Here is a 25083-nt window from a genome sequence, read left to right as displayed (position 1 = left end):
AATGACATCCTGACTTGTAATTAATTAACTGTATAATTAATATTGAAGCATCAAATTCATCTGGTCAATGGATCGCCCTCCTTATGGCAGACAGAAAAATCTCAGAAACGCCAGGATCCGCACAAAAGGATCAAAACGAAGCCAACACGCCCGTGCGTCGTCCGGGTCGTCCGCGCAGTGCAAAATCCGGAGCGGATAAGCGTGAACTGCTGCTGGACGCCGCCCTGAAACTGTTTGCCCAATACGGCATCGCCGAAACGCCGCTGAGCATGATCGCCAAAGAAGCAGGCGTCACTACTGCCATGCTGCATTACTATTTCAAGACCCGCGAACAACTGCTGGACGTGATGATCGACGAACGTTTTCAGCCAGTCCGTGCCGGATTTACTGATATTTTCCAAACACATGCCGACGATCCGCTTCTGGCGATCACTAATATGGCGCAGTGCATGATTGATGCGGCAGAAAAATACCCGTGGGTGGCACCGCTGTGGGTGCGGGAAGTCATCAGCGAAAGCGGTATGCTGAAAAAACGCATGGAAGAACGTAACGGCGACAAAAACCGCAAAATCGTACAGGAATGCATTACCCGCTGGCAGGCCGAAGGAAAACTGAATCCGGATCTCAATCCGGCATTGCTGTTCATTTCCCTGTTCGGTCTGACGCTGTTCCCGATGGCCTCAATGAAAATGAGACGGGAAGGCGCGTCACCCATTTCCCCCGATATGTTGCGTAAACACGTCGCCCTTTTGCTGTTCCACGGCGTTGCGCCGCAGAAGCCGTAAGCTATTGACTATTATTTCTTGTTTATCGTCGGCATTTCACCAAATAAGTGATCAATGCCGCAATTTTTCATCTGGTGTTATCTCCCTATATTCCCTATAAATAAATATCACACAGCAGTGATTTAAAAATAATAGAGGTATATATGGAAATCCTTGAACAATTAAACAGTTTGGCCATAAAAATTAAGCAACAGTCGCCATTGATTCAAACTGAAGAAGCCACGAAAAACGCATTTGTTATGCCATTTATTAATAAGATCCTTGGATATGATGTCTTTGACCCAACGGAGGTTATTCCAGAATTTATCTGTGATGTGGGTACCAAAAAAGGCGAAAAAATAGATTACGCAATTCTTAAAAGCGGGGAAATTCAAATCCTTGTGGAATGTAAAAAAATCGGCGAATCCCTCAATGTTAACCATGCCTCTCAATTATTCCGATATTTTCATGTCACAAACGCGCGAATATCCATTCTGACTAACGGGCAGGTGTATAAGTTTTTTACTGATCTCGACGCACCCAACAAGATGGATGAGAAACCTTTTTTTGAGCTAGATCTGCTTGATTTAGATGAAAATCTTGTTCCGGAGCTGATCAAGCTTACCAAATCAGCTTTCGACGTGGAATCCATTGTTAATGCGGCAGGTGAACTGAAATACGTCAGCCAGATTAAGAAGATATTTCTTGCTCAATTCACTAATCCTGAAGAAGATTTCGTTAAATTTTTTGCCTCGCGTGTTTATGACGGAATCCTCACACAAAAAGTACGTGAGCAATTTAATACTCTTACCCGTAAAGCCGCGAGCCAGTTGTTAAATGATCAGGTAAACGAAAGACTTAAATCAGCACTCAGCGGCACGGCGCAGAATTTGCCGGTGAAAGAAATCGAAGAAGAATCCAGTACTGCACCAGCAATTATAAATACACCTGAAACGGATCAGATTGTTACCTCCGAGGAAGAACTGGAAGGATTCCACATCGTCAAGTCAATCATAAGAACCATTGTCGATGCGAAACGCATCACGCCAAGGGATACCAAAAGCTATTTTGGTATTCTCATTGATGACAACAACAGGAAACCTATTTGTCGCCTCCATTTTAATCGCACGCAATTTTATATTGGGCTGTTTGATGCAGAAAAAAATGAGACCCGGCATCCGATAGATTCCCTGGATGATATCTACAAGTTCACTGAGCATCTTAATAAAACAGCCCAGAGTTATAACTGAAGAGCTAAGGATAATTTCATGAACCTGCAGAAGCAGGTTCATGATTCTTCCACGGCGTTGCGCCGCAGAAGTTATAAGCCGGGCCACGACCTGCGCGGGTTATCCCGTGCAACTCTCTTAAATCCCTCTTTTTTGTAATGAAAAATACTGTGCAGACTCCTTTATGATGTAACGAAAATGTTGCTGTTAATCAGGGAATGCCATTCAACATGAAGGGAATGCCGCCATTAATTCTCGCGCTGTTAGCCAGTTCGTTAGTACTCACTATCGGACGTGGCGTCACACTGCCGTTTATCACTATTTATCTGACTGAGCACTATCATCTGCTGCCCAAAAGCGTCGGGATCATTCTCGGTGCCAGCCTGGCAATCGGGATTCTCAGTAGTCTTTACGGCGGCTATCTGGTGGATAAATTCAATCACCGGACGCTGATTACCGTCTCCATCAGCCTGTTCGGGCTGAGCTTTTTACTGTTGCCGTTTCTGCCGAATGTGACCGGCGTGCTGCTGGTACTGGCGCTGCTCAATGCCGCTTACGCCCTGCTCAGCATCACGCTCAAAGCCTGTATCGCCAGCTGGTTGCCGGTAGAAAAAAGGGTGAAGGCATTTTCGATGAATTACACGCTGGTGAATGTCGGCTGGGCGGTGGGCTCGTCGCTGGGCGTGTGGCTGGCGGGTTTCAGCCCGCTGCTGCCGTTCGTGATTTCCGGCGTACTGGCGCTCGGTACCGTGATTTCCCTGACCTGGGGATTGCGCAATATCCCGCATAAACCGCCGCAAACAGAACAGGAACAGAAACCCCTGCCAAAACCGAACCTTCGCCAGACACTGAGCATTCTGGCCCATGACCGTCGTCTGATTTACTTCACGCTGGGCAGCACGCTGGGTTCGGTGGTGTTCGGGCAATTCGCCGGTTATCTCTCGCAGTACCTGATTCTGGTCTCAAACGCCGCTTTTGCGTACAAAATCATCGGCGCGGTGATGATCACCAACGCCGTGATTGTTATCACCTTCCAGTACGTATTAAGCAGCCGGATGAAACAAAACAGCCTGCTGAAATGGCTGCTTCTCGGCACGATTTTCTTCATCATCGGCCTGATCGGCTTTATGACCGCCGGACAATCGGTGTTGCTTTGGGTGATCGCGATGGCGATTTTCAGCTTTGGCGAACTGATTGTTATCCCGGTGGAATACATGTTTATCGACTTTATCGCGCCGGAAAATATGAAGGGCAGCTATTACGGCATGCAGAACCTGAGCAATCTGGGTGGCGCGATAAACCCGGTCATGTGTGGTTTTCTGCTCAGTTACACCGCCCCGCCGGTGATGTTTATCGCGCTGATTGCCGCCTCGGTTGGCGGTCTGCTGTTCTTCTGGATGGGGCACCGTCTGGCGGCTAATACAGCACAGCCGCGTGCTGTTTAAGGGTTTCCATCAGCCCGATATAAGGATGCGGGCCATAGCTTATCCGGCTGACACCCGCCGCAGTGAGATCAGCCAGCGGTGGTGTCAGATTGCTGGCCATAATGTTCACCGGCAGCGCTGATACCTCACAGAGTTCGGCAATCAGTGTCAGGTCACTCAAACCGGGGGCAAAAAAACCGCTGGCTCCCGCATCCTTATAGGCAGTCAGCCGCTTTTTAGCTTCCGCCATCAGCACCGGATGCCGCGTGGCGTCGGGTTCCTGTAAAAAGACATCGGTGCGCGCATTGATAAATAACGCCATTCCCTGATTTTCCGCCACCTGACGAAGCGAGTTCAGAATCTCGCATTGTTCACGGACGCCGTTCAGCGCGGATAATCCGATTTGCTGATCCTCAACATTAATACCCACGACACCCGCCTGCAAAAGTGCGCTCAGGTTGTCGCGGCGATCCGCACCATAACCGGTCTCGAAATCCACCGTGAGCGGCAGACTGATCACAGAGGCAATGCGTTGCACCGTCCGTAACAGGCTGGAAAAAGGCATGGCTTCGCCATCCTGATACCCCTGCGCCGCCGCACACGACCAGCTTCCGGTAGCGATGGCTTTTGCCCCCGACTGCGCCACCGCCAGCGCGCTGCCCGCATCCCAGATGTTGTATAAAATGACCGGATTGTGCTTCTGGTGAAGTTGTGAAAATGCCAGTGCCCGACTTTGCTGATTCATACCCTGCTCCTCGTTTAGCGGCTCAACGCCATTCTTCGTTCGTGTTCAATCAGCCACCGCTTGCGCCATAATCCGCCGCCGTAACCGGTCAGCGAACCATCAGCACCAATGACGCGATGACAAGGGATCAGGATTGAAATCTGGTTAGCCCCGTTGGCACGGGCGACTGCGCGGGAAGCCGTGGCCTGCCCGATATCCGCCGCCAGCGCGGAGTAACTGCGCAGTTCACCCGCCGGAATAGCCCTGAGCGCATCCCAGACTTTACGGGTAAACAATGAACCGAATTCCGCCAGTGGCGTGATAAATGTGTGCTTTTCACCCGCGAAATACGCCGCCAGTTCCAGTTCGAGCTGATCAATCAGCGGCGTTCGTCCAAAAATAATTTCAGAGGACGTCAGTTGTTTCAGCCGCTCAATTTCATTAGGTAATGCCGGACGATCAATAAACTCCAGCAGATACAGTGCGTCGTGGCTGGCGATCGCCAGCATGGAACCGATCGGCGTATCCAGCCAGTCAGCCTTCAGAAACTGATGCTTTCTGGCCTGGCTCGGGTTCAGCCCGATTTGACGGGTGATCGCCGCTCGAAATCCGCTGCCGGATTCAAAACTTGCATCCAGTTGGGCATCAATTACCGGCTCTCCTCCGGCCAGCGCATCGACACCCTTGCCGATTCTGCGTAAGCGCGCCATTTCCAGAAAAGTGATGCCAAACTGTCGTTTAAAGGCGCGGCGGACGGTGGAAGGATCAACGTTCATCGCCTGCACATCGCCCTCGCTCCACTTTTTGCCTGGCTCGTTTTCCAGCGCGGCCAGCAATTTCAGCACCAGCGGGTCTTTTTCTCCGCCCTGCATCAGCGGCCGGCAGCGTTTACAGGGCCGGAATCCGGCTTCCATCGCGCTGACCATCGACGGATAAAATACCGAGTTCTCGCGCTTCGGTTTTCGTGCCGGGCAGGTCAGGCGGCAAAAAATACCGGTGCTTTTGACGCCGACAAAAGCAAAGCCGTCATAGGCCGGATCACGGGCAATCAGCGCAGCATAAAGCACATCATCGTCAGGTAAATCGAACAGCATGATTTCACTCGCAGACCGGAAACATGGGGAAAAGCATAGGGGAATTTCAGCGGGAGAAGCGACGTTTTTCGGGCGTTGATTTTAAATATTCACAGCAAGAGTGTCCGTGCCCGGCGTGATACCGGGCACGGCTATTTTTACTCCTCCAGTCCGCGGTTTTTCAGCATCGGCTCAATTGACGGAGCCTTGCCACGCCAGGTTTCGTAGAGTTTTTCCAGATCTTCGCTGTTACCGCGTGAGAGGATCTGATCACGGAATTTCTGACCGTTCTCCCGCGTCAGCCCGCCCTGCTCAGTGATACCGGCAAAGGCATCATCAGCCAGCATTTCGGTCCACAGATAGGCATAGTATCCGGCGGCATAGCCGTTACCCCAGATGTGCTGGAAATAACTGGAACGGTAGCGCGGCGGCACATACGCCAGATTCACTTTATCTTTCGCCAGCGACTCCGCTTCAAACTTATCAACATCCTGCTGCGGTGCGTCCGCGCTCAGGCTGTGCCAGTGCATATCCAGTAACGCAGCCGCCAGCAGTTCGGTCATGTCATAGCCTTTGTTGAACTTGCTGGCCTTCTCTATTTTGTCCTGCAAAGCCTGCGGCATCACTTCACCGGTCTGATAATGTTTGGCGAAGTGAGTAAACACTTTCGGATCACTCGCCCAGTGCTCGTTAAACTGCGACGGGAATTCGACAAAATCACGCGGCGTCGCGGTACCGGAAAGACCCGGATATTCCTGATCGGCAAACAGGCCATGCAGCGTGTGACCAAATTCGTGGAACATAGTGATAACGTCGTCCCACGACAGCAGCGCCGGTTGCCCCGCCGCCGGTTTCTGGAAATTCGCCACGTTGTAAATCACCGGTTTCGTGCCCAGCAATTTCGACTGATCGACGTAGTTGCTCATCCATGCGCCGCCGCCTTTATTATCGCGCTGATAATAATCGGCGTAGAACAGCGCCATCGATTTACCGTCTTTATCGAACACCTCAAAAACCCGCACATCAGGATTGTAAACCGGCAGGTCTTTGCGTTCTTTAAAGGTGATGCCATACAGCAAGTTAGCGGCATAAAACACGCCGTTTTCCAGCACATTATTCAGCTCGAAATAGGGTTTGATCTGCGCGTCGTCCAGATCATATTTCTCTTTGCGAACCTGCTGGGCGTAGTGCTGCCAGTCCCAGGCAGTCACTTTGAAGCCGCCCTTCTGTTTATCGATTTCTGCCTGAATATCCTGCGCTTCACGCTGCGCGCGGGCGGTCGCGGCTGGCACAATTTTGTGCATGAAATCCAGTGCAGCCTGCGGCGTTTTCGCCATCTGATCTTCCAGTTTCCACGCGGCATAACTCGGGAAACCCAGCACCTGAGCCTGCTGCGCGCGGACCTTTGCCAGCTTCGCAATCAGCTCACGGGTGTCGTTGGCATCGCCTTTTTCAGCGCGATTGATTGAGGCCTCATACAGTGCCTGGCGCGTGTCGCGGTCATCCAGTGACTGTAACAACGGCTGCTGCGTGGTGTTTTGCAAAACCAGAAGCCAGGCATTATCCAGCTTGCGGTCTTTGGCGGCCTGCGCGGCTGCCGATAATTCGGCGTCACTCAGCCCGGCAAGCTGCGCTTTATCTTTCACCGTCAGCCCGCCCGCTTTGGTGGCGGCCAGCAATTTATTAGTGAACTGCGTGCTGAGCGTTGCCGCCTGTTGATTCAGCGCTTTGAGTTTGTCTTTATCCGCATCCGAAAGATTGGCACCTGACAGCTCGAAATCCTTAAAAGTCACCTCAATCAGGCGCTGTGATTCGGGGGAAATTTTCAGGCTGCTGCGCTGGTCATAGACCGCTTTCAGCCGCGCAAACAGCTTGCTGTTGAGATGAATGCTGTCATCCATCGCCGCCAGTTTTGGCGAGGTATCTTCGTCAATTTTTTGCAGCGTATCGTTGGTATTCGCGCCGGTCATCGCGCCAAAAACGTTTTGCACGCGTTGCAGCATGACGCCGGATTTTTCCAGGGCCACATAAGTATTTTCAAAGGTTGGCGGCGCGCTGTCGCTGGCGATTTTATCGACTTCAGCCAGTTTCTGGCGGATGCCTTCGAGGATCGCCGGTTCATAATCGCTGTCTTTATAGAGATTAAATTGCGGCGCCTGGTATTCCAGCGTGCTGGGTTTCAGAAATGGGTTATCGGCATTAATAGCGTGATTCATGACGTGCTCCTGAGTGGCGGGCTGTGCGGTTTCCGCAGCCCCTGCAAACTGGCTGACAGCCAGGCTGGTTGCCAAAAAGAGAGATGACAAACGCATTCCAGTCTTCCTTATCTGAGTGAGAGAAGTGCTCCGTTAAGTCATTGAGAATAGACCTCACTCAGCGATCCGGCAAAAGGCAAACGTAGGTAAATCGTGTTATTACGAGGCGGATTCCATATTTTCGATAAAACTTTTCTGTCAGGATACCGGCCTTAGCAGGGCATAAAAGATGACAGAGGTTCCGATGATCAAAGACCAGACGTTCAGTGACCAGCGTTTTAGCGTGAAGCAGTTTACCGGCGAGACACTGGAGAACTGCCGCTTTTACCGCTGCCGTTTTGACAGCACCGATCTGTCAGAAACGGCGTTCGTCGATTGTCTGTTTTACGATGATGGGGAACAAAAAGGCTGCTCTTTCCAGCATGCAAAATTGCAGGATGCCAGCTTTAAACGCTGTGATCTGACGATGGCTGATTTCAAAAACATTCAGGCACTGGGTTGTGAAATCCGTGAATGCAAAGCCACTGGCGCAGATTTCAGCGGCGCGAGTTTTATGAATATGATCACCTCGCGCACCTGGTTTTGCAGCGCCTTCATGACCAAAAATAACTTCAGCTACGCGAACTTCAGCAAAGTCATTCTGGAGAAATGCGAGTTATGGGAAAACCGCTGGACCGGCGCGAACGTGCAGGGCGCAAACTTCAGCGGCTCCGACCTTTCCGGCGGCGAATTCACCGAGTTCGACTGGAATAACGTCAACATTACCCATTGCGACCTGACGAACTCCGATCTGGGTGAGCTGAATATCCGTAAAGTCGATCTCGATGGCGTGAAAATCGACGACTGGCAGCAGAGTCATTTGCTGGAAAAATTGGGGATGATTGTGATCCATTCGAAGTGAGAGGATACGATATAAAAAACCGCTCTCTGAAGCGGCTTTTTTGTGCCTGAAATCCCCAGGCTGCCCGCCGGAAAGTGCGCTTCCCCTCCGCCCTTCATCAGAATCTCACCGCAATATGCTATAACAGACCTTCGCTTTAGCCACGAAATTAACCTCATGAAAGATAATAGTATTTATTCGCCTCAGGCGTCTGTGCCGGAAAAATCACGGGTGCTGGGCTGGTCTGATTTATTCTCGCTGTGGTTCTCGCTCGGTATGGGTCTGATGGTATTGCAGGCCGGTGCCATTCTGGCTCCGGGCCTCGGGCTGGCGGGCTCGCTGGCAGCCATTGTGCTGGGGTCTGCCGTCGGCGTTGCGCTGCTGGCGCTGGTCGGGGTGACCGGCGGGCAGACGGGCATGTCGTCGATGGCATCGCTGAGGCTGAGCCTCGGCAAACGCGGCGTGGCACTGCCGGTGCTGTTCAATCTGATCCAGTTGATCGGCTGGGGCGCGTTCGAAATTGTGGTGATGCGCGATGCGGCCAGTCTGCTGGCAAAACGCGCCTGGGGCGACGGCAGTTTTTGGGCGAATCCGACCCTCTGGACGTTTATTTTCGGCGTCGTTGCCACCTTGCTGGCGGCCAGCGGGCCGCTGGCGTTTATCCGCCTGGTACTGCGCCGCTGGGGGATCTGGCTGTTGCTGGCGAGCTGTGCGTGGCTGACCGGTTATCTGTTCCTGCACGCCGATTTATCCACACTGTGGCATAAAGCCGGGGACGGTTCGATGCCGTTCGCGCTGGCCTGCGATATTGTGGTGTCGATGGCATTTTCGTGGCTGCCACTGGTGTCGGATTACACCCGTTTCGGCAAATCTGCGCGGCAAAACTTCTGGGGAACGGCCTGCGGATATTTCCTCGGCAGCGTGTGGATGATGGCGCTCGGCGTGGCGTATACGCTGGCGTTTGTCAGCACCTCGACCGATGCCAATGCGCTGCTGCTGGCGCTTTCCGGGATCGCACTGGGTATTCCGCTGTTACTGATTCTGGTGGATGAGCATGAAAATGCCTTTGCGGATATTCACTCAGCGGCGGTGTCGGCGGGGACTTCCCTGCCGGTCAGCGTGGGTAAACTGACGCTGGGTATCGGCCTGCTGTGTACGCTGATCGCCTGGGCCGTTCCGCTGACGCAATACGAAAACTTCCTGCTGCTGATTGGCTCCGTGTTTGCGCCGCTGTTTGGTGTGGTGCTGACGCATCATTTTGTTCTGCGCAGGCAGACACAAAAAGACCTGAATATACGTTCCCTCGCAGCCTGGATTACCGGCATTGTGGTTTATCATCTGATGGCAAATATGCTGCCGGATATCGGTGCGACAATTCCGTCGCTGCTGGTGGCGGGACTGGTGTGCTGGGGATTAGGGCGTAAAGCCTGAGATAAAAAAACCGCCCCGAAGGGCGGTTTCTCTACTGCTACAAACCCGGGCCCGTGCTGACATTGATGTTGATATGAGAAACATTAACGTTCCATCCATCACCAGCAGTTGTCATCAAAGAACCCAGTACAACGATCAGTGCATAAATACACTTATTCATTGATGCGGCCTTTTACAACCGCGTTTCACCAATAAGCACCGGGACCGACTGGAGAAGGACAAGCAGTGTTTGGGTTGCCTGTCCGCGCGGTACTCAAGTGCTAATTTCAAGCCCGGTGACCCGTCGCTAAACGGGCAAACTAGCCCCGCGCAGATGCTACCACCAAGACCATAAAAACAATAAGGATATGTGTATAGAATTTAAACTTGCTGCCTTCCCACCCCTGGTGTAAGTTAGTGGCGTTTGGGTTGCCTGATCCCGCTTATTATTAAAGCGTGAAACTGGGTTGATTTAGCGCTAACTGAATCACCCAACAAAAAAACCGCTCTCTGAAGCGGTTTTTTTGTGCCTGAAATTCAGCCCTTACCGTCTCATTTCCCCTGGCCGAAAAAGTCGTTGTACAGCATGTAAAGATGCGCCGCACTCCATGAGAAGTTTGGTGCGCCCTGCTGCTGGCCGTTGAGCGGATTGTAGTTTTCCCGGATAGGCGCATCCGAAATCAGACCATCGGCGTGATCGAAAAAGGCCTGTGCCATTTTCACAGCATCTTCGCGGTAACCGTATTGCTCCATGCCTTTCAGGCCGAAATATAACTGATCGACCCAGACCCTGCCGCGCCAGTAAATGTCTGCACCGAACGCCGGATTGGTCAGTGCGGCGGTGCCCAGTGGCACATAGGTGTTAAATTCGCGCACATCTTTCATCACTTTCACCACGGCGTCGGCATGCGCCTGCGTCGCTGCGCCGTTAAACAACGGTGACCAGCCTTCCGGACCTTTGCCGCGTTCGACAATCGGTTTGCCCGCGCAGCCGTTGGCCAGCGGTTTGTCTTCAATGCGGATGTCATAGAAGAAGCCGCTGCGGCTGTCGAACATGCAGGTGTTGATGTATCCGGCCAGTTTGACGGCTTTCGCGCGGAAATCTGCGGCGGCTGTTTTCTTGCCCAAAATGTCGGCGATTTCGGCCATGTATTTGTTGTCGCTGTACATATAGCTGGCTTCATCGACGGATTCCTGTAACAGCGAATACCCCAGCAACGTTCCGTCATCCGAACGGTTTTCGGCGAATTTGACCTGCCAGTCCTGTTTTTTACCGCCATTTTTGATGTATTTCGTCAGCTGATCGGCATCGATAAAACCGAAGGCCGCCGCATCATCCCGCCCCGATTCCCACGAAGCCGCCACCTGCGCCGGGATTTCGATGCTGTCGTACTGACCGGATTTCACCACGCGGTCGTAGTTTTTCAGCCCGGATTCGGTCTGTTCTTTCTGCCCTTCCCTGACGGTAAACAACATCTTGCCGTCAGCGGTGTTATGCGCTTTATCGCGCGTGGCGCCATATTCCGGCACGCCGTTATGGTTGTGGTCACGGTTGTGCAGCCACCAGTCGTGATAAGCGACCAGTTTAGGGTACATCTCCGCCAGCCATTGTTTATCACCGGTCGTTTTGTAGATTTCCATCACCGACCACGCCGCCAGACTCGGTTTCGTGTTGCGCTCATTCCAGTTGGTGCCATCGCCGCCACGTTCCGGACCCGGGTTATAGGCAATCAGATCAGGTACAAAACCGGCATCCCACGGACGAACCGGATCACCGGGCGGGATCTGAAAGGCAAACACGGCGCGGATATTGTTTTTCGCCACCTCGGGATTGAAATGCGCCATCGCATACGCCTGTTTCCAGGTGTCCCACGGCCAGGTCTGATTGCCGGAGAACCAGCGGCCAGTCACCGATGGCGTCACCGAATCAAACTTCATCGCACCTGCCGCCCCGCGCCAGTTAGCGGTTAATGTTTCGATGGCTTTCACCGCCACACGTTCCTGATCTTTGGTTGCTTTCGGGTTTGTCAGACCGGCATTCAGGTAGCCTTCCCAGCGTTTTTGCGAGGCATCCAGATAAGGCTGGGGATGCGCCAGAATATCCTGGATTTTCGGCTGCTCTTTCTGAACCTCAGCGGCCGTCAGCAGATGCGAATAAGTGGTGTAAAACGTGGTGGAACCGGCGATTTTGGCTTTGCCGGTAAACTGATGGCCTGTAACCGTCATCTGCATCGGCAGGGATTTGTGGATCTGATATTCGGACTCGCCGGAGGTCATCAGGCTTGAGGCCTCGCGCACTTTGCCGAAAATCACACGCAGGCCGTCAGCAACCGGCAGGATCTGGCGCGTATACCCCGGATATTCCTGCCCGATAGTTTTATCCGATGGCGGTTTTCCTTCCTGAGCGCGGAGCTTTTCCAGCAGTTCGCCGTCCCAGACCAGTTCCAGCGGGGAATCCGTGGTGATTTTAGTTTCCAGCAAAGAAGTGCGGGACGTCGCGAAACGCAGGGTCATGTCGATGCGGATGCCGGGCGCGGTCAGCGTCTGGATAAGCGCCCCGGGAATGCTGTAAGCGGTCATGCTCAGCGCGACTTTTTGCCCGGCTTTATACACCGTCAGCCGGTCAAAGTTATCGGCCATAAAGTTGATATATTCTTCGGTCAGCAGCGCCGGTCCAGGGAATCCGCCCATACCTTGCGGGCCAGACGGCAGTAAATGCCCGTGCCAGGCACCCTCATCAAATAAAGGATTAAAACGCTGATGCTCGTCGAAATCATAATCGAGCATATATTGCGGCGCGCCGGTACGGTTAATAACGTTTTTAAACGAATCAGCCCGCAAAGTCTCGGCGTTTTCTGCCTGTGCGTGTGCAGAAATAAATAAAGCAGCGCAGATAATTAAACTGAGCGGCCGGTGCGGATTAATTTTTTTCATTATGATCTTCCCCAGTAGAAATATTGCATAAGAAATACCGAGTTGCTGGCGCCGGTATTGTCATTGCTCATATAGAATTTGCTGTCTAATGCGGTCGCGAACCGGCCGCCGTAATATTCGTACCAGATACCGGCCTGTGCGTAAGACGTGGTGGTATCGAAAGTAGTATCCCGCGAATGTTCGGCATAACTGTACGCGGTGGATAAATACAGTCCGGTGACCGCTTCAACCATGGCGCTGACCATCATTCCTGATTCGTGGCCGGAATGGCTGCTGTCGCCTTTGCCGGTGTGATGCCAGACGCGCCCTGCCAGATTTTTACCCTGCAAACCCGCGAGGAATAGCTGCCCGGTGCCATCGGTCAGTTCCAGACCGTTGAGCAGCGTCAGCCCTTCCATCAGATCATATTGCGTGTAGCCGTTGACCATCGCCTGATAGGTGTATTTATCTGAATAACGGTCGTATTTTCCGAAATGGAGCAATGCAGTACTTTCATTAACACGGCTTTGCGGTGCGGCGGTCAGGCTGTAACGAAACTTGCCGGTCAGGTTTTGCACCTTCACTGCCTGCGTTAAATCGCGGGTATTAGGAATCACGTAGCCGTATTCCGGCGTGAAATCGCCCCACCATTGCAGGTCATCCAGCGAGGAATCGTTGCGCATACTGAGGATAAATTCGGTGCCCCGATCAGTACGATAACCACCGTAAAAACGGTTTAAGCCGCCTTCGAATCCGCCCCAGCGGTGATCAGGCACCCAGGCGTTTCCGTGATGATCGGCCTGTACCGTCCAGCCTTCGCCGTAAATAAGCCCGAACCAGTTACCGTGTTTTATTTCCAGACCACCTTCGATATAGGTTCCGTCGCTGTATTTGTGCTGATCTTTGCCATTTAAATACACGCTGCCGCCGCCGCCCATTTCGCCATAAAAGCGATAAGCAGTGGCGTCGCGGCTGACCGGCGTTATTTCCGGTGGTGCTGATTCATTATGTTCGGCGGGGACAACCGGTTCCTGCGCCCGCAAATTCATTGATAAGGAAAATAATAAAAGTACTAATATTTTATTTAATGATGTGTTCTTCATCGGTATGCGCTTCTTTGTTTGGTTATTATGAACAGGAAAGCAGAAGTAAAACGCATACTAGTAAATATTTTACTAAAATATACTTAAAATTAGGTAAAGCGTTAACTCTGTCACAGTGAGATTTTGCGGGCCGGAAGGCCGGTGAGCGGTGTACATAAGGCACTGATCACATTAAGCTACGGCTTTGGTTTACCTGATGATGAGACGCTGATGGCTACTTTGAAGGAAATCGCTGAGGCCGCGAACGTATCCGTTGCGACGGTTTCACGTGTGCTCAATGACGATCCGAGCCTGAGCGTGAAAGCGCAGACCCGCCAGAAGATTTTAGAAACGGCGGAACGCCTGGAATATAAAGTCTCGCCTTCCCGCCGCAATGCCACGCAACGCATGACGTTTGCCGCATTGTTTACTTACCGGCAGGGGCTGGAAATAGACGATCCTTATTATCTTTCCATGCGCTATGGCATTGAAACACAATGCGAAAAACTGGGTATCACCCTGATTTCCGGCTATGACTTTACCGGCGAAAAAGCGCTGCCTCCGGCGGACGGTTTTCTGGTTATCGGACAACCTCAGGCCGCACTGCATACGCAGCTCGCGCAACAATCCACGCCGGTCGTTTTCATTGATGGCGTAATGGAAGACCCGCAATCTGACTGCGTTAATGTGGATTTATTTAAGATCAGCCAGAAGGTCATCGACTTCTTTATCGGTCAGGGCTATTCGCGCATCGGCTTTATCGGCGGCCGCGATCACCCTGAATTCCCGGATCAGCGCGAGCAGGCCTTTGTGGAATATGGCCGTCTGAAAAACGTCGTCCAGCCGGACGATATCTGGTACGGCAATTTCACCAGCCAGTCCGGCTATCAGTGCGCCAGGAAAATGTTGCAGCAAAATGCGCCTTATCCCCCGGCGTTGCTGATTGCCACCGATACCATTGCGCTGGGCGTGACCCGTGCGCTACTGGAACACGGCGTTAAAATCCCCGAGCAAATCGCGCTGATCAGCGTTAATGACATTCCGACAGCCCGCTTTGTGTTCCCTTCTTTATCGACCGTTCGCATCCATTCCGAAACCATGGGCGCACAGGCGGTCAACCTGCTGACCGAGCGTCTGCGCGATGAACGCACCGTACCGCTGTCGGTATTTGTGCCGGGATCGCTGCAACTCCGGGACACCACCCGCCGGTAAAATTTAACTGCATGATCCTCAAACCGATTTTTTATTTTTTGTGATCGCCCTGACAACCAGTAAAACTTTTTAGTTATTTTTACTAAATATTTACTATCTTCTCTCCCATAGAAACACGTCTCAGGAGAGATCACGTGAATAATTGGGAAAATATCGAGAAGCAGTCGGAGAACCGTTTACCGCCACGCGCCTCCTTTTTCAGCTATGAAAATCCACAGGCGGCGCTGCGTTTCGATCGCGCAGCCAGTCACGGCTTTCAGTTGCTCAGCGGCCGCTGGCAGTTCCGCTTTTTCGAGCACCCGGCGTTAGTCCCGGATGAATTCTACAATCAGCCGATGACTGAATGGGGCCACATCACCGTCCCCGGCATGTGGCAGATGGAAGGCCACGGTCAGCTGCAATATACCGATGAAGGTTTCCCCTTCCCGATCGACGTTCCTTACGTTCCCACTAATAACCCGACCGGCGCGTATCAGCAGCGTTTTACCCTCGATGCAGCCTGGACAGGCAAACAAACGCTGATCAAATTTGACGGCGTGGAAACCTATTTCGAGGTGTATGTGAACGGGCACTACGTCGGATTCAGCAAAGGCAGCCGCCTGTGCGCAGAGTTCGATATCAGCGCCAGCGTGAAACCGGGTGAAAACCTGCTGTCGGTGCGTGTTTTACAGTGGGCGGATTCAACATATATCGAAGATCAGGATATGTGGTGGATGGCGGGAATTTTCCGCGATGTGTATCTCATCGGTCAGGATCCGGTTCATCTTAACGATTTCACCGTAGTCACCACATTCGATGAAAACTACTGCGACGCCGTGCTCAATATTGATGCCGTGCTGCGTAATTTACACCAACCCGTCAGCGGTTATCGTCTGCACGCGCAGTTATTCGACGATGGCGTCTGCGTGGCACAGTTATCAGCAGATAACCTGAATATCGGCGATGAAACGCGCTGTCGCCTGGACATTCCGGTCGCTCATCCGCGCCAGTGGAACGCGGAACATCCTGAGTTATATCAGCTGTTGCTGACGCTGTATGACGACACGGGACAGATGATTTCGGTGGTACCTCAGCGCGTTGGCTTTCGTGATATCGGCGTGCGTGACGGGCTGTTTTACGTCAACGGACGTTATCTCAAGCTGCACGGCGTAAACCGTCACGATCACGATCACCGCAAAGGGCGCGCGGTCGATATGGCGCGGGTGGAACGCGATATCATCCTGATGAAACAGCACAATATTAACGCGGTGCGCACCGCGCATTACCCGAATGATCCTCGCTTTTACGAGTTGTGCGATATCTACGGATTATTCGTGATGGCCGAAACGGATCTGGAAAGTCACGGTTTCGCGAACGTCGGCGATCTGAGCCGCATCTCCGACGATCCGCACTGGGAACACGCCTATGTGGAGCGTATCGGGCGTCACGTCATGGCGCAAAAAAACCACCCGTCGATCATTATGTGGTCGCTTGGCAACGAATCCGGTTATGGCTGCAATATCCGCGCCATGGCGAAACACTGTAAAGCCCTCGATCCGACGCGTCTTGTTCACTACGAAGAAGATCGCGACGCCGAAGTGACCGACGTCATCAGCACCATGTATTCCCGCGTACAGATGATGAATGCGTTCGGCGAATACCCGCACGCCAAACCGCGCATCATCTGCGAATACGCGCATGCAATGGGCAACGGTCCCGGCGGATTAGCCGAATATCAGGCCGTTCTGAATCGCCATGACAGCCTTCAGGGGCATTACATCTGGGAATGGTGCGATCACGGATTGCTGGAAACCGGTGAAAACGGCCAGATGCGTTATACCTACGGCGGCGATTACGGCGATTATCCAAACAATTACAACTTCTGCATGGACGGGCTGATTTACCCCGACCAGACGCCCGGCCCCGGCCTGCGCGAATATAAACAGGTGCTGTGCCCGGTCGGCGTCAGTCTCCGCGGCGGCGCGCTGCACATCAAAAATCGTTACTGGTTCAGCTCACTGGAAGACATCACGCTGTCGCTGACCGTTCAGGTCGCCGGACGCGGCCTCGAAACCCGAGAAATTTCCCTGCCACACCTGCAACCCGGCGAAGGCGAAACGCTGGCGCTGCCAGAATTTTCCGCCAGCGGTCAGGAAGTTTTCCTGAATGTTGGCATCCGCAAAAACAGCCCGACGGTGTACAGCGAGGCGCAACATCCGCTCGGACAGTATCAGATGCTGTTGCAGGCAGCCCGCCCGTCAGCCATGAAACCTGCGCCGCAAAAGTCCGCAACGCTGTTATGTGATGAGCAAAAACATCAGCTTATCGTCAGCGGCGAGGGCTTCCGGCTGGCATTTTCCCGTCTGGACGGCGAACTGCAAAGCTGGCAAGTGGATGACGAAGAGATCACAGGCCGTGCGCCGAAACTCAATTTCTTTAAGCCGGTCATCGACAACCATAAACAGGAGTTCGAAGGCCTCTGGCAGCCCCATCATCTGCATATCATGCAACAGCATTTCCGGCAGATGCACTGGGCGCGCCAGCAGGACGACGTCGTCATTGAAGTGCAAAGCATCATTGCGCCGCCTGTTTTCGATTTCGGTATGCGCTGCACTTATCGCTGGCAGATATCGCCTCAGGGCATCGTCACCCTCGATTTATCCGGCTCGCCTTACGGTAATTTCGATTCAATTATCCCGAAGATCGGCCTCGATTTTGGCGTCAGCCGTCGTTTCACGCAGGTGGAGTATTACGGGCGCGGGCCGGATGAAAACTATCAGGACAGCTGTCAGGCCAATCTCATCGGCCATTATCAGCAGCCGGTGAGCCGTTTATTTGAAAATTACCCGATGCCGCAGGACAACGGTAACCGGCAGGATATCCGCTGGCTGAGTCTGTGCGATGACGCTGGAAAAGGGATTTTCATTCAGCCGCGCCAGCCGCTCAATTTCAGCCTGTGGCCATACAGTGCGCAGATGCTGCAACAGGCGCAGCATATTGATGAACTGACGCCGGACGGCTGCCTGACCCTCAATCTCGATCACAAAATTTCCGGTCTGGGCTCCAATTCCTGGGGTTCCGAAGTGCTCGATTCTTATCGCGTCTATTTCTCGGCATTCCGCTACGGCTTCACGATGGTGCCGTTCAGCCAGCATGGCACCAACAGCCAGCAGCTCGCGGAATTCACCTTTCATCCCCGGGAGGAAAACTGATGATTATTCTCGACTGTTTAACCGAATTTCAGCGGCTCTACCGTAGCGGAAAAAAATGGCAGCGCTGCATGGAAGCCATTAATAACCTGGACAATATTCGTCCCGGCGTTTTCCATTCCGTCGGCGATTCGCTGGTTTACCGGCTCGCCAGCGGCAGCGAAAAACAGCGGGCGGAATTCGAGGGTCACCGCCGTTATTTCGATGTGCATTACTACCTTGAAGGCACGGAGGAAATCGAGTTTTCTGCGAAATCTGCCCTGCACCGCGTGTCGCCTTATGACGATGAAACGGATCGCGAATTTTTTACCGGTCAGGGTGAAACGATAAAGGTACCTAAAGGCCGCGTGATCATTTTTGAAAACCACGAAGCGTACCGGTTCAGACCGGAAAAAGACGTCAGAAAAGTCATTTTAAAAGTGACCGTCGAAGAGAGTTATTTCGTTAATAAATAATAAAAAAACAAGAACCACTTACCCTATAAACATCGCAGTTGGAGAGTATTTATGGCCGGGTCCAGTCGAAATACCATAGGCAAATTTGGATTGTTATCCATGACATTTGCCGCCGTTTTTAGCTTCAATAACGTCATCAACAATAACATCCAGTTAGGCATCGCCTCGGCACCGGTATTTCTGGTGGCGACCATCATCTACTTTATTCCGTTTTGTCTGATCATCGCCGAATTTGTCTCATTGAATAAGAGTTCGGAAGCCGGTGTGTATGCCTGGGTGAAAAGTGCCCTCGGCGGCCGCTGGGCGTTTATGACCGCCTATACTTACTGGTTCGTGAATTTGTTTTTCTTCACGGCGCTGCTTCCCCGCGTTATCGCTTATGCGTCTTACGCCTTTTTAGGGCACGATTATATTTTCACGCCCTTCACGACTGCGATTATCAGCATCTGTCTGTTTGCCTTTTCCACGATGATTTCCAACAGCGGTGCGAAACTACTCGGGCCGATGACCTCCGTCACCTCGACATTAATGCTGCTGCTGACGTTCTCTTATATCGTGCTGGCGGGCGCTGCGCTGATGGGCGGCGCAGAACCGGCGGATCCGATTAATGTTCAGGCGATGACGCCGCATTTTAACTGGGCATTCTTAGGCATTATTGCGTGGATATTCCAGGCAGCAGGCGGCGCAGAATCGGTCGCGGTATACGTGAATGACGTCAAAGGCGGCAGCCGTGCTTTCGTGAAAGTCATCATTATTTCCGGGCTGGTGATCGGCGTGCTGTATTCCATCGCCTCGCTGCTGATTAACGTGTTTGTGGCCAAATCCGCGCTGCATTTTACCGGCGGCACGGTGCAGGTATTTGAAGGGTTATCCGCACACTTTGGATTACCGGCGGTGCTGATGAACCGCTTTGTCGGCGTGGTTTCCTTCACCGCCATGTTTGGCTCATTACTGATGTGGACGGCAGCGCCGGTAAAAATCTTCTTTACTGAGATTCCTAAGGGGATTTTTGGCGAGAAAACTATTCGTCTGAATAAACACGGTGTTCCGACCCGCGCGGCGTGGATCCAGTTCCTTATCGTTATCCCGCTGATGTTAATTCCGACATTAGGCTCAGACAGCGTGCAAGATTTAATGAATACGCTGATTAACATGACCGCTGCCGCGTCGATGCTGCCGCCGCTGTTTATTATGCTGGCGTACCTGAATCTGCGTCTGAAATACGACAGCGTCGAGCGCGATTTTAAGATGGGCTCCAGAATGCAGGGGATCACTATCGTCGGTACGCTGATTGTGATTTTCACCGTCGGGTTCATCGCCTCAACCTTCCCGACCGGTGCCAGTATTATCACGATTGTGTTCTATAACGTCGGCGGACTGGTATTGTTCCTCGGCTATGCCTGGTGGAAATACAATAAATACTCCAAAGGACTGGACGATAAAACCCGTTATCACGAAGACACGCCGCTGGCGAGAATTGTGCTGGAATCGCAGAATGAAACAGCGCGGGTGAAGAAAGAGAATATGGCAAAGTCACTTTCCGGGGCGTAAGACTGCGCCCTGCAAAGCGAAAATAAGGACATAAAAAAACCGCCTGAAGAGGCGGTTTTTATTTTTCTGCACCAGAACTTACAGCGCAGAACTTACAAAGCGATATCCGCAGGTTGTTTCGGCTCTTGTTTTGCCTGAACATCCAGCGGGCGCAGCTGAACCACCTCAGCCACTGGCGTGGTGATCATCGACGGCGTTTCCAGTTGCAGAATACGGCTGGTTTCCAGCAGCTCTTTCTCGGTCGCTTCGATATTGCCATTCAGTTTAGTGCCGTAAGACGGGATGATTTCCCGGAATTTGGCCTGCCATTCCGGGCTCGCGGCTTTTTCTTTAAAGACCGTTTCCAGCAGTTTCATCATGATCGGCGCTGCGGTTGACGCACCCGGTGATGCACCCAGCAACGCCGCAATACTGCCGTCTTTTGCGCTCACCACTTCAGTGCCCAGACGCAATACGCCGCCGTGTTTGCCATCTTTTTTGATGACCTGCACACGTTGTCCGGCCACCCAGCGTTTCCAGTCTTTCTGCTCGGCTTCGGGGAAAAATTCCTTCAGTGCGGCATGACGGTCTTCATCGCTGAGCATCACCTGCCCGACCAGATATTTCACCAGATCGAAGTTACCCATGCCGACATGCGTCATCGGCAACAGGTTGGAACTGTTCACACTGCCAAACAAATCCCACAGGGAACCGTTTTTCAGGAATTTGCTGGAGAAGGTGGCGAACGGCCCGAACAGCAGAACCTGTTTGCCATCAATAATACGGGTGTCGAGATGCGGAACGGACATCGGTGGCGCGCCCACGGCCGCTTTGCCGTAAACCTTCGCCAGATGGCGTTTCACCACATCCTGATTTTCGGTCACCAGGAATTCACCGCCGACCGGGAAACCGCCGTATTCACGCGCTTCAGGAATGCCGGATTTTTGCCGCAGCGTCAGGGACGCACCGCCCGCACCGATGAACACGAATTTCGCATTCACCACGCGATGTTTGTGGCTGTGTTTGAGATCGGTAATCGTCACGCGCCAGCTTTTATCCGGATTGCGCTGGATATCGCGCACTTCCTGACCGTTTGCCAGCGTGAAATTGGATTTTTTCTGCAACGCCTCGACAAGCTGTCGGGTCACTTCGCCGAAGTTCACGTCCGTACCTGCGGTGGTGCGGGTCGCGGCAACTTTTTGCTTCGGATCACGGCCATCCATGACTGCCGGGATCCATTGTCTGATTTGTTCCGGGTCTTCCGAATATTCCATCCCGCGGAACAACGTGCTTTCCTGCAACGCAGCAAAACGTTTGCGCAGGAAATCGATATTCTCATCGCCCCAGACAAAGCTCATGTGCGGCACGCTGTTGATGAACGAGCGCGGGTTATTCAGCACGCCTTTCTGCACCTGATACGCCATAAACTGACGGGAAACCTGGAAGGCTTCGTTGATCGCCACGGCCTTGGTGATATCGACAGAACCGTCGGGCATCAGCGGGGTATAGTTCATTTCTGCCAGCGCGGAATGGCCGGTACCGGCGTTATTCCAGCCGTTGGAACTTTCCTGCGCCACGCCGTCCATGCGTTCAATCATATGGACTGACCAGTCCGGCTCGAGTTCCTGGAGATAGGTCCCCAGGGTAGCACTCATAATTCCGCCGCCGACCAGCAATACATCAACGGATTTTTCGTCTTCTGCGGCCGCAGGCTCGCTGGCACCCAGTGAGTCACGGTTGAGAAGCATACCAAGTATCTTTCTCATGACGTCTGTTTCTCTAAATGTTCAGTTCTGTTCTGTTATGAATCGTTGTTGTGACTATCGAACAAGAAATTAGCAAAAAAACACGCGGGATCGTTACTGAAACTTCATTTTTTCAAATGATGGCTACGAATATAACATTATCACTACAAAAATTAAAAAAGGATTTAACGTTTCAAAAAAACAGGCAAACGGGATACCGGACAGCGCTTCAGGCCGCGTCACCGCTGGATTTGAAGGGTTTTGCAAAGGAATTCCGGAGGGCTTTGGGTCGGTCAAAGAACGAGCTATTCGTGCTAAATCGGGTTTTGAGTCGCGGAATAGCAGAAAAAAGTGAGGGAAAGCGATCAACCGGCGGCCTGATGACCGCCGGCATCAGGAGGTTAACTGTCGGGCATTTCCATTGAGCGGATCACCAGAAAATCTTCTGAAATACCTGCACCTTTGTCCACCTTCTGCACGTCATGTACAAACCAGGCATATATCTCTGAGGGAGCACTGTCTTCAGGCCAGGGTGGCGGCAATCCCTCATAAGCAGCGTGCCCGTAAGCCAAAAACTTTTTCGCCCTGCGTAATGCAGGAATGTAAACATCAGGCACGAGCTGACGGCGGGTATCGTGGCTACCCCGTATTTCCATCGCATTTTGCATACTCAGTGCAGCACGGTGAACATCATCCAGCCAGCCCCAGTGTTTACGCAAAATATCGATTTCATTGCGAATATCACTGGCGGTCTCCTGCGCTTTTGGCGAGATACCTAACAGGCCTGCCGACGCACCTGCGGAAGCCATCACCTGCCCGCGCTGTTCGGCATATTTCATGCACTGACTGCGATAAAGATAAAACTGTCTGCCCAGCCAGTCGATATAACTGTCGAGGTGCAAATTCTGCGCAGCAACGCTGAGATTTTTAAAAGGCACTGCCTGCTGATATAACGCTGTCCACTCTGCGACCGATTTCTCCTTCACGCTGTTTTCCATAATGAAGTAGGAAGCGACATCGGTATCCGTTTTATCTAGAGTCTGGAAATCAGGGAAGGGAACGCCTGCCAGCGTAGCCTCACGGTACATTCTGTGTAAGGCGACCCGGCACAACTCGGCGCTCGGTTTTTGCTCATCAGGTTTTAGCCCGCCACCCACATCTTCAGAACAGCCGGGCAGTAACTCCTCGCGGTATTTTTGCTTATCGCCGCCTAAGCGGTAAAGGCTGCGCCAGACCCGCGTTTCATGGGCCGCCACCAGATGCAGGGCGCTTTTTACCGCAGCCGGTAACGGAGTGTCCTGATCGACATATTTATCCCCCAGCAAAATACTGATCCCCCTGATGGGGCCGCCGAATGCCCCGACAAACCAGTCCACACCGTTGTTATTACTGGCAGGGGTATGGCGGGCACAATCGAATAAACCGGCAAAAATAATCTCAACGGGAATACCCTGATAAACGTATTTATCGCCCTGTTTCTGGCAAATATCGTCGAGCAGCGTATCCAGAAACTTACGCGCCAGGGTCGCGCCTAGGTCGTAACCGAATAATGAAACCGAGATCAGCTTGATGGGCACCTGACTCTTATTTTTTGCCTCTTTAAACGCTTCTTCAAAAGAAGTTTTGGTTGAAGTGATTCGGGTATCTACGCCCGTCACCAGCATGTCGGCAATTACAGGATTGTCGCGCAACCAGGGAGTAGCTTCGATGCTCACTTTTTTCACCGCACTTTTCGTGATATCCCCGGTCAGCTTCAACAATTCGGTGGGGTTAATCAGCTTTTTACCGACATCTTTTAATACTTCCCACCACTTGCCTGTTTTAAAAAGTTCTATGCCTGCTTCTTCGGCAATATCACCAGGCAGATCTTTTAAGTCATCAAGTGCGCTGCCTTGCGCACCATCCATGATGGCGTGGAGTTTCGAGGTTAAGTTTTCATGAAAAGGTGTGCCAAGACCGGAAATATAAAATGCATCGTAATTCTCGCGGGACGTATTTTTATTCAGATCTGGAAAAGCTCTGAATAAACGCCCGACATTGCTGAGGCGATTTTCTGGTGCATCTTGCTCAATATTACGATGAATACCGTCAAAGAAGAATCCTACATGCCAAATCCTGGAGCAGTTACTCTGACTTTCATCTTCCGCTTGTTGAGCACGATGCGCAGCTGCAATAAGGCTTTCACTATCCATAATGATTACTCCTTAATAGTATCTGTCTCATTTGTATTTGGAACATCTTTTGCCGTAGGGCTAATAAATCCTGTCCCCCACCACAAGCGCACTTTATCTCCGGGTAGAAAATAAACATGCAGGTAATTTTCTTCCCATTTTCGCTCGGGAAGAGGCATGGTAATACGACGGTTTTCCGTGCGCAGTCCTGCATTGTATTGGACACGGGTTGTACTCAATGTCCAGATAACTTCAGCCGTTTTACCACGGATACTTCCGCAACATGTGGATTTACCAGAACCTGATGCGTAAGGGTTTTCTTTATCATGTGCTGAAGAATTAGCACCCGCTACACCATTCACACTAAATCCCAAAATAGGCCGGTCAATTTCGCTGTGAATAATTAATGTCACCGGTCCGGTCGGTGGTCCCCAGATGGATGCCCAGACTAACCAGCCACCCCATCCCAGTATGAACAATAATAATCCTGCGCCCAGCCATTTACCCCAGCGTGCATAGCCGCGATTAATGGCTCCGTCTATTTTTTCCAGTCTGTTAAAAAAATCCATTTTATTTCTCACGTTATTTTATTTTTGACTGACGTAATCAGATGCCTGCCGCAGATAATTTATCAACCTTGTCAGGATGTTTTTCATAAGGTGACCAGGCATTGTCATCCAGCGGCGTGGTGGCCTCGCGGTAGTTGTAATCGCGTTTGAAGATTTTGCCGGTCACGGCGTTCCAGTGGATTTTCAGCCCCCAGACGCTTTCGGCGTGGCCGTTGCTCATCCCCGACGGCTCGCAGTACGGCAGGGCCACGCCAAACTGGTACTGCTCCGGCCCGTCGCCGAACAGCACCTTTTCACACGTCAGGCGGTGTCCGCCTCAAAGCGAAACCAGATACCGACCTCGGCCAGAATGCGTTTTATAAACTGCAGGTCGGTTAAAATAAAAACCGGCTACATGCACAAAAGTCATTTAGCTGTTTATAAAAACGCTGCCCTTATCATCCCGCTCCAGCAGTGACC

Annotated in this window: 18 protein-coding genes and 1 pseudogene; 10 read left to right on the top strand and 9 right to left on the bottom strand. The window is 52.2% G+C overall.

Features of this window, described 5'->3' with window-relative positions; translation table 11 throughout:
- Positions 1-83 precede the first annotated feature (83 nt).
- From HGO41_RS09620 to HGO41_RS09610, 3 genes are all read left to right on the top strand, one after another.
- A complete protein-coding gene (locus HGO41_RS09620) occupies positions 84-785 on the top strand; it encodes a TetR/AcrR family transcriptional regulator (protein WP_013573496.1) in 702 nt (233 codons plus the stop codon).
- Between the two features lie 143 nt (positions 786-928).
- A complete protein-coding gene (locus HGO41_RS09615; protein WP_013573495.1) occupies positions 929-2014 on the top strand; it encodes a type I restriction endonuclease in 1086 nt (361 codons plus the stop codon).
- A 209-nt stretch (positions 2015-2223) separates the two neighbouring features.
- The gene (locus HGO41_RS09610; protein ID WP_013573493.1) at positions 2224-3438 is read left to right on the top strand and encodes an MFS transporter; all 1215 of its coding nucleotides are present in this window, start codon (positions 2224-2226) and stop codon (positions 3436-3438) included.
- Here the strand turns inward: HGO41_RS09610 and HGO41_RS09605 are convergent.
- The 3 genes from HGO41_RS09605 to dcp form a co-directional block, all read right to left on the bottom strand.
- Positions 3410-4162 (bottom strand): isocitrate lyase/PEP mutase family protein, encoded by a 753-nt coding sequence (locus HGO41_RS09605; RefSeq protein ID WP_119261086.1) that lies wholly within the window; start codon positions 4160-4162, stop codon positions 3410-3412. The two genes, HGO41_RS09610 and HGO41_RS09605, sit on opposite strands and share 29 nt — an antisense overlap.
- 14 nt (positions 4163-4176) lie before the next feature.
- Positions 4177-5235 carry a bifunctional transcriptional activator/DNA repair enzyme AdaA gene (locus HGO41_RS09600; protein WP_119261085.1) on the bottom strand — a complete coding sequence of 353 codons (1059 nt, stop codon included), beginning with the start codon at positions 5233-5235 and terminating at the stop codon, positions 4177-4179.
- Positions 5236-5372: 137 nt separating this feature from the next.
- Positions 5373-7526: a peptidyl-dipeptidase Dcp gene (gene dcp, locus HGO41_RS09595; RefSeq protein ID WP_250980989.1), complete on the bottom strand. Its 2154-nt coding sequence runs from the start codon at positions 7524-7526 to the stop codon at positions 5373-5375.
- A 187-nt stretch (positions 7527-7713) separates the two neighbouring features.
- On the opposite strand from dcp, the gene HGO41_RS09590 reads away from it, so the two are divergent.
- Both HGO41_RS09590 and cytX read left to right on the top strand, forming a co-directional pair.
- Positions 7714-8370 (top strand): Qnr family pentapeptide repeat protein, encoded by a 657-nt coding sequence (locus tag HGO41_RS09590; RefSeq protein ID WP_013573489.1) that lies wholly within the window; start codon positions 7714-7716, stop codon positions 8368-8370.
- A gap of 156 nt (positions 8371-8526) precedes the next feature.
- Positions 8527-9780, top strand: coding sequence for a putative hydroxymethylpyrimidine transporter CytX (gene cytX, locus HGO41_RS09585; RefSeq protein ID WP_112197945.1), 1254 nt, complete (start codon positions 8527-8529; stop codon positions 9778-9780).
- A 531-nt stretch (positions 9781-10311) separates the two neighbouring features.
- Here the strand turns inward: cytX and ygjK are convergent.
- Both ygjK and ygjJ read right to left on the bottom strand, forming a co-directional pair.
- A complete protein-coding gene (gene ygjK / locus HGO41_RS09580) occupies positions 10312-12693 on the bottom strand; it encodes an alpha-glucosidase (protein WP_250980988.1) in 2382 nt (793 codons plus the stop codon).
- Entirely contained in the window at positions 12693-13775 is a 1083-nt protein-coding gene (gene ygjJ / locus HGO41_RS09575; RefSeq protein WP_112151964.1) for a protein YgjJ, read from the bottom strand. Before ygjJ ends, ygjK begins: the two co-directional genes overlap by 1 nt.
- Positions 13776-13985: 210 nt before the next feature.
- On the opposite strand from ygjJ, the gene ebgR reads away from it, so the two are divergent.
- The 4 genes from ebgR (at position 13986) to HGO41_RS09555 (ending at position 20160) form a co-directional block, all read left to right on the top strand.
- Positions 13986-14966 carry a transcriptional regulator EbgR gene (ebgR, locus tag HGO41_RS09570; RefSeq protein ID WP_037033902.1) on the top strand — a complete coding sequence of 327 codons (981 nt, stop codon included), beginning with the start codon at positions 13986-13988 and terminating at the stop codon, positions 14964-14966.
- Positions 14967-15100: 134 nt separating this feature from the next.
- Positions 15101-18157, top strand: a complete 3057-nt coding sequence (gene ebgA / locus HGO41_RS09565; protein ID WP_250980987.1) for a beta-galactosidase subunit alpha — start codon at positions 15101-15103, stop codon at positions 18155-18157.
- Positions 18157-18609, top strand: a complete 453-nt coding sequence (locus tag HGO41_RS09560; protein WP_112197942.1) for a beta-galactosidase subunit beta — start codon at positions 18157-18159, stop codon at positions 18607-18609. Before ebgA ends, HGO41_RS09560 begins: the two co-directional genes overlap by 1 nt.
- 51 nt (positions 18610-18660) lie before the next feature.
- Positions 18661-20160: an amino acid permease gene (locus HGO41_RS09555; protein ID WP_013573482.1), complete on the top strand. Its 1500-nt coding sequence runs from the start codon at positions 18661-18663 to the stop codon at positions 20158-20160.
- Between the two features lie 92 nt (positions 20161-20252).
- On the opposite strand, the gene mqo is transcribed toward HGO41_RS09555, so the two are convergent.
- A complete protein-coding gene (gene mqo / locus HGO41_RS09550) occupies positions 20253-21905 on the bottom strand; it encodes a malate dehydrogenase (quinone) (RefSeq protein WP_250980986.1) in 1653 nt (550 codons plus the stop codon).
- Between the two features lie 50 nt (positions 21906-21955).
- On the opposite strand from mqo, the gene HGO41_RS09545 reads away from it, so the two are divergent.
- Positions 21956-22309, top strand: a complete 354-nt coding sequence (locus HGO41_RS09545) for a hypothetical protein (RefSeq protein ID WP_250980985.1) — start codon at positions 21956-21958, stop codon at positions 22307-22309.
- Here the strand turns inward: HGO41_RS09545 and HGO41_RS09540 are convergent.
- From HGO41_RS09540 to HGO41_RS09530, 3 genes and pseudogenes are all read right to left on the bottom strand, one after another.
- Complete coding sequence (locus HGO41_RS09540) at positions 22286-24076, bottom strand: T6SS phospholipase effector Tle1-like catalytic domain-containing protein (RefSeq protein ID WP_250980984.1); 1791 nt, start codon at positions 24074-24076, stop codon at positions 22286-22288. The two genes, HGO41_RS09545 and HGO41_RS09540, sit on opposite strands and share 24 nt — an antisense overlap.
- Positions 24077-24081: 5 nt before the next feature.
- Positions 24082-24624 (bottom strand): DUF3304 domain-containing protein, encoded by a 543-nt coding sequence (locus HGO41_RS09535; protein WP_250980983.1) that lies wholly within the window; start codon positions 24622-24624, stop codon positions 24082-24084.
- Positions 24625-24721: 97 nt separating this feature from the next.
- Positions 24722-24999: pseudogene (locus tag HGO41_RS09530) on the bottom strand (contractile injection system protein, VgrG/Pvc8 family); the annotation flags it as partial.
- Between the last annotated feature and the right edge of the window lie 84 nt (positions 25000-25083).

The organism is Rahnella sp. CG8 (assembly GCF_023701875.1).
Classification (GTDB): Bacteria; Pseudomonadota; Gammaproteobacteria; order Enterobacterales; family Enterobacteriaceae; genus Rahnella; species Rahnella aceris.
The sequence above is the reverse complement of the archived record's forward strand: the minus strand, read 5'-3'. Positions and strand labels throughout refer to the sequence as shown.

What these genes read in the sequence shown, in the direction of transcription:
- HGO41_RS09620 (WP_013573496.1), top strand. Translation starts at nt 84, where the DNA reads ATGGCAGACAGAAAAATCTCAGAAACGCCAGGATCCGCACAAAAGGAT.
- HGO41_RS09615 (WP_013573495.1), top strand. Translation starts at nt 929, where the DNA reads ATGGAAATCCTTGAACAATTAAACAGTTTGGCCATAAAAATTAAGCAA.
- HGO41_RS09610 (WP_013573493.1), top strand. Translation starts at nt 2,224, where the DNA reads ATGAAGGGAATGCCGCCATTAATTCTCGCGCTGTTAGCCAGTTCGTTA.
- HGO41_RS09605 (WP_119261086.1), bottom strand. Translation starts at nt 4,162, where the DNA reads ATGAATCAGCAAAGTCGGGCACTGGCATTTTCACAACTTCACCAGAAG.
- HGO41_RS09600 (WP_119261085.1), bottom strand. Translation starts at nt 5,235, where the DNA reads ATGCTGTTCGATTTACCTGACGATGATGTGCTTTATGCTGCGCTGATT.
- dcp (WP_250980989.1), bottom strand. Translation starts at nt 7,526, where the DNA reads ATGCGTTTGTCATCTCTCTTTTTGGCAACCAGCCTGGCTGTCAGCCAG.
- HGO41_RS09590 (WP_013573489.1), top strand. Translation starts at nt 7,714, where the DNA reads ATGATCAAAGACCAGACGTTCAGTGACCAGCGTTTTAGCGTGAAGCAG.
- cytX (WP_112197945.1), top strand. Translation starts at nt 8,527, where the DNA reads ATGAAAGATAATAGTATTTATTCGCCTCAGGCGTCTGTGCCGGAAAAA.
- ygjK (WP_250980988.1), bottom strand. Translation starts at nt 12,693, where the DNA reads ATGAAAAAAATTAATCCGCACCGGCCGCTCAGTTTAATTATCTGCGCT.
- ygjJ (WP_112151964.1), bottom strand. Translation starts at nt 13,775, where the DNA reads ATGAAGAACACATCATTAAATAAAATATTAGTACTTTTATTATTTTCC.
- ebgR (WP_037033902.1), top strand. Translation starts at nt 13,986, where the DNA reads ATGGCTACTTTGAAGGAAATCGCTGAGGCCGCGAACGTATCCGTTGCG.
- HGO41_RS09560 (WP_112197942.1), top strand. Translation starts at nt 18,157, where the DNA reads ATGATTATTCTCGACTGTTTAACCGAATTTCAGCGGCTCTACCGTAGC.
- HGO41_RS09555 (WP_013573482.1), top strand. Translation starts at nt 18,661, where the DNA reads ATGGCCGGGTCCAGTCGAAATACCATAGGCAAATTTGGATTGTTATCC.
- mqo (WP_250980986.1), bottom strand. Translation starts at nt 21,905, where the DNA reads ATGAGAAAGATACTTGGTATGCTTCTCAACCGTGACTCACTGGGTGCC.
- HGO41_RS09540 (WP_250980984.1), bottom strand. Translation starts at nt 24,076, where the DNA reads ATGGATAGTGAAAGCCTTATTGCAGCTGCGCATCGTGCTCAACAAGCG.
- HGO41_RS09535 (WP_250980983.1), bottom strand. Translation starts at nt 24,624, where the DNA reads ATGGATTTTTTTAACAGACTGGAAAAAATAGACGGAGCCATTAATCGC.